At 47.4% G+C, this 10,442-nt stretch carries 9 protein-coding genes; 7 read left to right on the top strand and 2 right to left on the bottom strand.

Annotation, left to right across the window (positions count from 1 at the left end):
- Positions 1 to 260 precede the first annotated feature (260 nt).
- Entirely contained in the window at positions 261 to 1,955 is a 1,695-nt protein-coding gene (locus ASG16_RS18355) for a PucR family transcriptional regulator (protein ID WP_056493711.1), read from the bottom strand.
- A 215-nt stretch (positions 1,956 to 2,170) separates the two neighbouring features.
- Between ASG16_RS18355 and ASG16_RS18350 the strand changes: the two genes are divergently transcribed.
- The 7 genes from ASG16_RS18350 to ASG16_RS18320 all read left to right on the top strand — a co-directional run bounded on the left by ASG16_RS18350 (position 2,171) and on the right by ASG16_RS18320 (position 9,664).
- Complete coding sequence (locus tag ASG16_RS18350; protein WP_047071401.1) at positions 2,171 to 2,779, top strand: ankyrin repeat domain-containing protein; 609 nt, start codon at positions 2,171 to 2,173, stop codon at positions 2,777 to 2,779.
- 8 nt (positions 2,780 to 2,787) lie between these two features.
- Positions 2,788 to 3,699, top strand: coding sequence for an oxamate carbamoyltransferase subunit AllH family protein (locus ASG16_RS18345; RefSeq protein WP_056493706.1), 912 nt, complete (start codon positions 2,788 to 2,790; stop codon positions 3,697 to 3,699).
- On the top strand, positions 3,681 to 5,225 hold the full coding sequence (gene fdrA / locus ASG16_RS18340) for an acyl-CoA synthetase FdrA (protein ID WP_056493704.1): 1,545 nt from the start codon (positions 3,681 to 3,683) through the stop codon (positions 5,223 to 5,225). Before ASG16_RS18345 ends, fdrA begins: the two co-directional genes overlap by 19 nt.
- 2 nt (positions 5,226 to 5,227) lie before the next feature.
- Complete coding sequence (locus ASG16_RS18335; RefSeq protein ID WP_056493700.1) at positions 5,228 to 6,655, top strand: YlbE family protein; 1,428 nt, start codon at positions 5,228 to 5,230, stop codon at positions 6,653 to 6,655.
- A 78-nt stretch (positions 6,656 to 6,733) separates the two neighbouring features.
- On the top strand, positions 6,734 to 8,215 hold the full coding sequence (locus ASG16_RS18330; RefSeq protein WP_056493728.1) for a cytosine permease: 1,482 nt from the start codon (positions 6,734 to 6,736) through the stop codon (positions 8,213 to 8,215).
- Between the two features lie 18 nt (positions 8,216 to 8,233).
- On the top strand, positions 8,234 to 9,184 hold the full coding sequence (gene arcC / locus ASG16_RS18325) for a carbamate kinase (protein WP_048034281.1): 951 nt from the start codon (positions 8,234 to 8,236) through the stop codon (positions 9,182 to 9,184).
- A 27-nt stretch (positions 9,185 to 9,211) separates the two neighbouring features.
- Entirely contained in the window at positions 9,212 to 9,664 is a 453-nt protein-coding gene (locus tag ASG16_RS18320) for a nucleoside deaminase (protein WP_056493698.1), read from the top strand.
- Between the two features lie 258 nt (positions 9,665 to 9,922).
- On the opposite strand, the gene ASG16_RS18315 is transcribed toward ASG16_RS18320, so the two are convergent.
- Entirely contained in the window at positions 9,923 to 10,372 is a 450-nt protein-coding gene (locus ASG16_RS18315; protein WP_056493697.1) for a DinB family protein, read from the bottom strand.
- Positions 10,373 to 10,442 lie beyond the last annotated feature (70 nt).

Raw genomic sequence — 10,442 nt, 5'->3', positions numbered from 1 at the left:
GAGAACGTCTCTTTTCAAGATAAAGAGTATTTTGCACGGCTCTCTTTAAAGAGGCTCTTTTTATATTTTAAGCGAAATCTTCGACAAGCTCCTACTCTTACAAGTAGACCAAACCGGGTCAAACAAGCAGCTTTACGGGAAGGAGTGTCACATGTTTGGAAGGAGACCGCCCGAACGAAGAGAGGAAAAAGGCGACTGGAAAACATGTGGCACTCCTTCCTCCCGACCACAGTAGCAGGAAGACAACGCTCTTTCAAGCTCTACTCCTTGTGCAAAAGCTTGCCGATCTTGAGCGCCAGTTGGATTTGAAGCAGTTCCTCCGAGTTTTTCAAATCCATGTTCAAAATCTCTTTGATCTTCTCGATCCGGTAAATAAACGTATTGCGGTGAATGAACATCGCTTTCGCCGCTTCGCTGACGTTTTGATTGTACAGAAAGTAATTGTCCAAGGTCACCATAAGGCTCGTGCCGAACTCTTGATCATGCTCGTACAGCTTCCCCAAACGCTTTAAAAAGAAGTCTTCCAGTTCAATGTCCTTAATGTTGGAATCCAGGAAATGATAGACGGAGTAATCATCGAAATGAGAGACGTCGCCCTTGCTGTTGAACTTCTGCATCAGGCGGATCGCTTCATGTGCTTCGGAAAAACTCTTATGAAGCGAAGCGATGTTTTTATACTGACGTCCTACCCCAATAAAGAACAAGGTTTTCTTGATTTTGTCCACGAGAGCGTTATACAGCTCATTGGCGAATTGCTTCGCTTCACTTGCAGACACCACAGGGCGATGTTCATTTTGCCCGATGAGAATGATGATCCGATTGTTCCGATAAAAGCAGGTCATCTCTCCCGGTGCTTTGCTCGCGTAATCGTACACAAGATCCACGCATTTTTTTGCGATCCGATCCAGCTCGTACTTGCGATCGATAATATCCTCCAAATTTTCCAGCTCAACCGGCTCGATATTAATAACCATACAAAAATACATGTAGCTCGATTGCAGTCCGTGCAAATCGCATAAGGTTTGCAGCGAGTCAGCCGAAGTGATTTTACCAGTGAGCAAGTCATCGAAAAAGTCTTGTCTGATCTTCAGCTTCACTTCCTCGATTTCCCTCGCCTTGATCCGCTCCAGCGCCACGATGGTGGACGCCTGTTCCAGTACGATGTAGTCAAATTCGGTAAGCTCCCAAACAGTTTGCCAGACGACGATGTATCCGTAGATGTGATTGGCTACAGCAACGGGTAGAATTCTGCATTTAATCTCATCATCTTTCGCATGGTAGATACGCTTGATCGACTTTTTGATCTGGCTAATATTTTTCGGGACGGACTCGGTGAAGTCACGGGTAAAAACAGGCCTGTTTTTGCTTAAGGTCAGGCAGGAGTCAAGTGGAATCGGATTGTGCCAGATTTCCGTGTAATGCAAGAGATGCCAGTCCTGATCCAGAATAAGGATTGGATTGTTGATCGTCTCAGACAGCTCGGAAGCGATCCGATCCAGTCCGCCACCTTCCAGCGCAATGCGAAACAGGGCATTATGCATGTCCAATGTTTTGCGATTCAACAAATCATAGCGCCCGGAGGCTTTCTCGTTAATAATGGCAATCACTTTAGACAGCGTGTATTCAAACGGCAGGGCCAAGAGCGGGAGCCCATACTTGTTGGCATGATCAATCATGTTTTGCGGGATTTGATCGAAATAGCGGTGCATCTTGATGCAGAGACCGGAGCAGTTGATTTCCGCTAGCTCCTTGATGATTTTATTTTGCAGCTCGGGATTGTCCTTGAAAATATATCCGGTGGAGAGCAGTAATTCATTGGAAGACAGCCAGTCAAAAGCATCCGGGTTCTCCATGATATTGACGATGGAGACGACGTTATTGATGCCTTGCTCTCCGGCGATGATTTTGATGCCGTCTATGGATTGAATGGTAAGCAAATCTTTGATGGTCAGCACCCTGTTCACTCCTTTGCCACAAAGGGATTCCTGTAATTGTGCAATGTGCACAAGTGAACCTCGATTTTTTTAGTTTCCATACACAATGACGATTCCAATCACCCTGTCTAAAATAATGATGTAAGTACGGGTGCTTGTCTAATTGTTTTTTTAAAGAGCAAGCGCTTAGCCAATCTTGGCGGGTTGTTCCATCACGAGATCATGGAGGGCTTACTATGACAGACAAAAGCGTAGTACAAGCATTTCTCGAGGCAGCGGCTGAGGGGAATATCGAAGCACTGAAAAAGCATCTGGAGCAGGGCGTAGATATTAACGCAAGAAACAGACAAAAGCGTACAGCGATTCTGACTGCTGCCATGAACGACAAATTGGAAGCGGTATCGTTTTTGGTAGAAGCGGGTGCAGATGTAGATTTGCAGGATGAAACATGCTTCAACCCGTTCTTGTTCGGTTGCATCAACGGCAAGCTGGAGCTTGTCAAAATGATGATCAAGGCAGGAACAAATCTTGAGCTGTTGACTCGTTTTGGAGGAGTAGGGATTACACCTGCTTGCGAAAAAGGTCATGTGGACATCGTACGTGAGCTCGTAACGACGACTGACATCAACGTAAACCATACCAATTTTGTAGGTTGGACACCACTCATTGAAGCGATCATCTTAGGTGATGGCGGCGAGAAGCAACAAACGATCATCAAGCTGTTGATTGAGCATGGCTGCAATGTGCACATGGTAGATAAATACGGCGTAACACCGCTTGAGCTTGCGAGAAGAAAAGGCTACACCGAGATCGAAAAAATCTTGCTGGAAGCGGGAGCAAAGTAAAGCGTCCCATGTACATCCAGGCGTTGTCTGGCGATGCTGGTTTCCTTGAGCGTTTGGCACGAGCAAACTTTAGCGGGACCGTACACAGTATTTTTGAGCGAACGATCAATTTGACATGCAGCGAAAACGGGGAATTGTACACCATTGGCAACCATCAGCTAGACAATGCACCGAACACGCTCATCATTGATGTGAAAGGCTTTTCGGAGCTGGGACTGTCCGTTAATGCTCCGGTTATTACGGAAGATAGTACGCTCGTTATTGGAGCGGATTTGCGAATATGGATTCAGCAAGCAACAAAGTGGGAAGGTGAGCTTCCTTCCTATCCTTGTGACATAGAAGGCGTAGATGTATTGCGCAGAAATGTGGCGTTCACGAAGAACTACGTGGACGTATACGGCAAGACGGGGGGCATGAAAATGTCCTCCCAACCTGCCAGTCCGTTTGAGAAAGAGATGTCCCGTATGCTGATTCAGCGTGCAGGTATGCTTTCCGACGATCTGGCGAACAACCGCATAGAGTCAGCTACTCAGCATGCGATAAGTCTTATCGGACTGGGGCCGGGATTAACACCCTCAGGTGACGATTTTTTAGTGGGATTGTGCAGTGTATACAAAATGCGAAACATTTCCTCTTGTTTGTCATGCCCATTTTTCGATGAAATCATCCGTTCGTCCCAAGCATTAACGAACGAAATCAGTGCGATCACGCTGAAAAAAGCAGCCCATGGACAAGTAAGAGAGTCACTAAATGACTTACTTTCATGCATGGTGTCCGGCTCCATGGAAGAGCTTGTCCCTGCTTTAGACAAAATCATTGGGATCGGCTCGTCGTCGGGTACGGATATCCTGCTTGGCATCCTATGTGGTTTGGAACGAAATCTAGAAGCTGGAGGTAATGTATGTCTACCAAAGTCGTAATCAAGCAAAGCACGTATTTTGACTCGGTATCCCTGATGTCTCTATCCACAAAAGCGAATCAAATTGAAGGTGTCGAACAAGCGGTTATCGCGATGGGCACCGACATGAACAAAGAGGTATTGAAAAACGTAGGCTTGCTCACACCTGAGCTGGAAGCAGCGAAAACGAGTGACTTGATGATCGTGGTGAAGGCAGCGACAGACGAGCTGTGCGAAAGCGCTCTCATCGCTATCGAAGAACTGTTCAAGAAAAAAGGCGGCAGCAAATCTGCAACAGAGATCAAATACTCCACGATTGATTCAGCGGCAGCCAGCATTCCAGAGGCAAACCTCGCTGTCATTTCGGTAAACGGTGCATTCGCAGCGAGAGAAGCGAGAAAAGCATTGGAAAACGATCTGCACGTCATGCTGTTCAGCGACAACGTGAGCATCGAGGAAGAAATCGCCCTCAAGCAATTCGCGCATGAAAAAGGTCTCTTAATGATGGGACCTGACTGCGGTACAGCGATTATCGGCAATGTGGCCCTTTGCTTCGGAAACGCTGTGAGAAAAGGCAACATCGGGATCGTAGGTGCATCTGGTACAGGCAGCCAAGAGGTGAGCGTGCGTATTCACGACTTCGGCGGCGGTATCACGCAGCTAATCGGTACAGGCGGTCGCGACCTCTCCGAGCAAGTCGGCGGCATCATGATGCTCGACGGAATCAAAGCACTGGAAGAGGATGAGGCGACAAAGGTCATCGTGCTCATTTCCAAGCCGCCGGCACCAAGTGTTCAGGAAAAAGTGTTGGCACAAGTGAAAAGCTGCAAAAAACCTGTGGTTGTGTACTTCATTGGTGGAGAAGAGACAGCAGTTCTCGAGGCAGGCGGACATTTTGCCAAGACGAGCAAGGAAGCAGCCATCAAAGCAGTTGTGCTGGCTGGTGCCAACGAAGACGAGCTTAACAAGCGCGCACTCAACTGGCCGCTGATTGAAGAAGTCCGGGCAAAGCTGACACCTGAACAAAAATACGTTCGCGGGCTGTTCTGCGGCGGTACGCTGTGCGACGAAGCCATGTACCTCGCGATGGACAAGTATGAAGACGTATACAGCAACATCCAAAAGAAAGCGGATTACAAGCTGAAAAACATCCATGAGAGCAAGGCTCATACTTTCCTCGACATGGGTGATGACGACTTTACAAATGGCAAGCCGCACCCGATGATCGATCCTTCCACGCGCATCGCAAGATTTTTGGAAGAAGCAAAAGATCCTTCCGTTGGGGTCATTCTGATGGACTTCATCTTGGGCTTCGGTTCCCACGAAGATCCAGTAGGCGTGATGCTGCCAGCGATTATTGAAGCAAAAGCGCAGGCTGCCAAGGAAGGCAGACATCTGGAAATCCTGGGCTACGTGCTGGGAACCGACCTCGATACACCGAACTTCGATGAGCAAGTGAAGAAGCTGATGGATGCGGGCGTAACGATTGCAAGCAGCAGCACGAATGCAGGTCTTCTGGCTAGAGAATTTGTTGCGAAAGGGGAATAATCATGAGCAAAATCAACGAGCTGTTTAACGGGAAAATTCATGCGATCAACGTAGGGATCGAGTTTTTCAAAGACGATATCATCAAGCAAAATGCGAATGCGTCTCATCTGGATTGGAAGCCACCAGGCGGCGGAAAGCCTGAGCTGATCAACGCTCTCGACAGACTGGAAAACGCTGCTGTCGCCGAGAAAATCGCTGCGGCAAACAAGCTGGCGGTAGAGCGTATCATCAACTCCCAGCCGATGCTTGTTGGCTTCGACCAAGCGATCAATGTGGTACCGGGCATGACCAAAACCACGATTCTGCACGCAGGTCCGCCTATTACATGGGACAAAATGTGCGGCGCAATGAAAGGTGCCGTAACTGGCGCAATTGTATTCGAGGGCTTGGCAAAAGACATCGAGGAAGCTGAACAGGTAGCTGCGTCTGGCGCGATCACGTTCTCTCCATGCCACGAACACAACTGCGTAGGTTCCATGGCAGGTGTCACATCTGCTTCGATGTTCATGCATGTGGTGAAAAACAAAACGTATGGCAACGTCGCTTACACCAACCTCAGTGAGCAAATGGCTAAAATTTTGCGCATGGGTGCCAACGATGAAAGTGTCATCGCTCGTCTGAACTGGATGCGCGATGTATTGGGACCAATGCTGCGTGATGCGATGAAAATTGCAGGTGAAATCGATCTGCGTCTCATGCTAGCGCAAGCACTGCACATGGGTGACGAATGCCACAACCGCAACAATGCAGGTACGAGCTTGTTGATTCAAGCGCTGACTCCGTACATTTTGGAGACAGATTTCACAAAAGAACAAAAGCGCGAAGTATTCGATTTCGTAGCGAGCAGCGATTACTTCTCTGGTCCGACATGGATGGCGATGTGCAAATGCGCGCTGGATGCAGCACATGGAATCGAGAACAGCACGATTGTCACCACAATGGCGCGTAATGGCGTAGAGTTCGGTATCCGTGTAAGCGGTATGGCTGGCAACACATGGTTTACTGGACCAGCACAAAAGGTAATCGGTCCGATGTTTGCCGGCTACAAGCCAGAGGATTCCGGCTTGGATATCGGGGACAGTGCGATCACCGAAACATATGGGATCGGTGGCTTCGCGATGGCAGCAGCTCCAGCGATTGTCGCGCTCGTAGGTGGAACGGTTGAAGAAGCGATCGGATTCTCCACCACGATGAAAGAAATCACGACAGCAGAAAATCCAAACGTCACGATTCCACTCTTGGACTTTAGCGGAGTACCGACAGGAATCGATATTCGTCAGGTGATCCAAACAGGCATTCTGCCGATTATCAACACCGCCATTGCACATAAAGACGCAGGCATCGGCATGATCGGTGCGGGCATTACGTATCCGCCAATGGAAGCTTTTGAAAAGGCATTGCTCGCAGTGACGGAAACGATTAGCGAATAGCTTTTCATCCTAGGTGACTCAGCTTTCGCAGCAAAAGAAAGTTGCGAAAGCTGGGTTGAATGAGGAAGGTGAATGAACATGGGACAGGCAAACGTAAAGGAATCATATGAAGAATTCAAGTCCTATGGATACGCGGACGATATTTTGCCAAAGACTTCCGAAAATCGAGATTGGGGCACCTTTAACTACGTGACCGTGTGGATGGGCGCTGTGCATAATCTCATGTCATACATGACGGTAGCCGGATTCTTTGTCCTCGGATTATCCGTTCCGCAAGTCTTGTGGGCAGTCATGATTGCTGCCTTGATTGTTTCGACTGGCTATGTGTTGAATGGCTATGCAGGACAGAAGTACGGGATTGGCTATTCGATGCTGTTGCGCAGCTCCTTTGGTGTAAAAGGCTCGATCATTCCTGCTATATGTCGTGGGCTTATCGCTGGGGTTGTGTTTTTTGGGACAAAAACAATTATTGGCGCACAATCCTTTAATGTCATTTTTGAGAAAATATTCCCTGGCTATATGAATATGGTTCCAGGCTTTGATTTTCTCGGATTAGATTTCCCGACCATGCTTTCTTATGTGATCCTCTGGGTCATTACAGTTGGATTATTTTTAGGTGGAATGAAAATTCTCAGTCTGTTTAGTAAATGGTCTTCACCGATCATCTATATTTTCATTGTAGGTGCAGCGATTTGGGCGATCAGCGTTGCTGGTGGATTTGGTCCAATCTTTGCTTATGCTCCTGCCAAACCGATGGAGAATTGGCTTGTATTTATCGCATGTGTAAGTGCATTGGTATCGAACTGGGGTGGCCCGATTGTAAATATCGCAGACCTTACGCAAAGGGCAAAACACCCGAAAGCTCCGATGATTGGTCTGCCGCTTGGAATGATTGCATCCTACATCCTGTTTGGAATTACGTGTGTAGGATTGTTGGTTGGAACGCAAATTGCGTTTGGCATCAAAGACTTTAATGTCGTCGCTGCCATTGATCAAATTGGGAATCCTGTTGCCGTCATAATCTTGTTGCTGGCACTGAATATAGGTTCGACGAGCTATGTTGTGTTTGGGAATTTGCTTCCATCTGGACTGCAAATGACAGCACTTCTTCCGAAAAAGTTTACAGTGAAATCAGCGGCTATCTTGACCGCTGTATTGGGGACTGTCATTTTACCTTGGAAGCTGGTGAATGGTACGGCCGCGCTCTATATGTTCTATAGTTTTATCGGCTCCATGTACGGTCCAATTACGGGGATCATGCTAGTCAGCTTCTTCATTGAAAGAAAGAGAAAGCTAGATTTATCTGCGATCTACGTAAAACCAGGTGAAAACGGAGAATACAAAAACGGCATTAATATGGTGGCATGCGGCGTATTGATCGTCAGCTTTTTGATTACGCTATCCGGCTCTTTCTTGCCAAATGTGCCACTATTGGCAAACATCAGCAAGTCAGCATTCCTTAGCGGGTCGATCATATCCGGCGTTTTGTATGCGCTGTGCTATAAATGGAACAAGCCAAGCACGATCACGCAGAGTGAAACAACCGCAAAAGTATCTTAACAAAGGGAGAAGTGCCCAGTGGAAAAACTCGTTATTGTTGCTATCGGCGGCAACTCATTAGTTAAGGATAATGGTCGCAACACGATTCAAGACCAGTATGAAGCCGTATGTGAAACCGCAGCAAATATAGCAGATATGGTGCAAGAAGGGTACAACGTTGTCGTTACGCACGGCAACGGACCGCAGGTTGGATTTGCTTTGCAAAGATGCGAAATCGCCAATGAAGTGTCCGGAATGCCTACGATCCCGCTGGTCAATTGCGTGGCGGATACGCAAGGCGGAATCGGCTACCAAATCCAGCAGGCACTCACCAATGAATTTGCCAAAAGAGGAATTAACAAAAAGGTTGCGAGCGTCATCACACAGGTAGAAGTCAGCAAGGATGATCCGAACTTCGAAAATCCAACGAAGCCAGTCGGCTCCTTTTTCACGCTGGAGCAGGCGGAAGAGATGCGCAAAGAGCATCCGGACTGGGTATTTATCGAGGATTCCGGTCGCGGCTACAGAAGAGTGGTTCCTTCTCCAAAGCCAATCGACATCGTGGAAAAAGACGCGATCAAATCGTTGATCGAAGCCGGATATGTGGTAGTCGCTGTTGGCGGCGGCGGTATTCCGGTTGTGAAATCGGGCGAAAATACGTACGATGGGATTGATGCTGTCATCGACAAAGATTTTGCCACCAGCTTGCTGGCAGAGCAAATCGATGCACAGACATTGATCATCACGACAGGTGTTCCGCAGGTATGCATTAACTTCGGCAAGCCGAATCAAAAGGCGCTGGAGCGCATTACGGTAGAGGAAACGAAGCAATACGTTCGTGAAGAGCATTTCGCAAAAGGCAGCATGCTGCCAAAAATTGAGGCCAGCCTGAGCTTTTTGGAGAAAAACGGTTCAAGCGTAATCATTACGAACCCGGAGAGCTTAAAGGATGCGATAACGAACAAAGCAGGGACACACATCGTAAAATAAAGGCCTCTTGAGGGAGGATGCATGGCAATGGACTACATGAAGCTGGCAGTGGAAAAAACGATGGAAGGTATGAACAACAAGCTCGGCGGACCTTTTGGAGCGGCTGTCGTGAAAGGGGACGAAATCATTGCCGTATGCAGCAATCGCATGATGGCAGATATGGACCCGTCCCAGCACGCAGAGATGGTAGCCATTCGCGAAGCGTGCAAGACGCTGGACACGATGGATTTGACAGGCTGCGAAATTTACGCGACTTGCGAGCCTTGCCCGATGTGCGTGGGTGCCATCATTTGGTCTGGCATCAAGGTCGTTCATTACTGCTCGACTGCGGAGGATGCACATGAGAACGGTTTTTCGGATAAGCATCTTCGCGACTATTTTTCCGGTAAGGATAAGAGTGTTTTGAACATGATCAAAGTGGAGAAGCGTGAGGACTGCGATCAGTTGTTTGCGCACTTTCACCGGCTGAACAAAGTCTGAATAGCAGACAAGAAATACGGATGTTTGGAGCATGAAAAAAGGGCCTTATAAAAGCTATAAGGGCCCTTTTTCAGTAGATAGGAATTTATAAGTTTGGTGTGTGCGAAAGCCCGTATCCTTTCGATAGACGGTTATTCGTGGAGACGAACAGTGAATCACCCTTGCTGGCGTGTCAGAGTCGAAGAGAACTGTGCTTTTTCTTCTCTGCCGCGTCATGTGCCCTGGCGTCGATCGTTGAACAAGGCTACCCCGAATCATTTATCTCACAAATGTAATAAAGTCAACATTAACTGGTTCAATACCAACTGCTCGAAGTCGTGAGTTAATCTGTCCTCGATGATACTGACCATGCAATGCTACATGAGTTAAAATATCCCGTACAGAATACGTAAACTCTCTTCCTTTACTATTCGTGTAGGATATGTTTTTATTTAGGTCAGTATTTGCCAAATTCGTAAAAAAAGCTGTGAAGCTCTCTTCATTTTGTTTAATAAGTTCTGCACAGATCTCTAAATCGGCCCCCGACCATATGGGAAGTTGTGAACTGTCCATTCCACGTAATCTAGTTATCCATATTTTTTCAGCATGAAGGATATGGGAAAATAAACCCCATATCTCCTGATTTTCATCTTCCATACTTTGCAGTGTTTTAAAAATACGTTGGTTAGCCCAATCTAAATGCTCATACATCTTTTGGATCGTTTTCAATGCGAATCACCCTCCACCAATTCTTCTGTCCGTTAGTTGAGCAATGCCGTCAGTCTACCTCTTAAATTAT

It is taken from the genome of Brevibacillus sp. Leaf182, assembly GCF_001423865.2.
Lineage (GTDB): Bacteria > Bacillota > Bacilli > Brevibacillales > Brevibacillaceae > Brevibacillus > Brevibacillus brevis_C.
The sequence above is the reverse complement of the archived record's forward strand: the minus strand, read 5'-3'. Positions and strand labels throughout refer to the sequence as shown.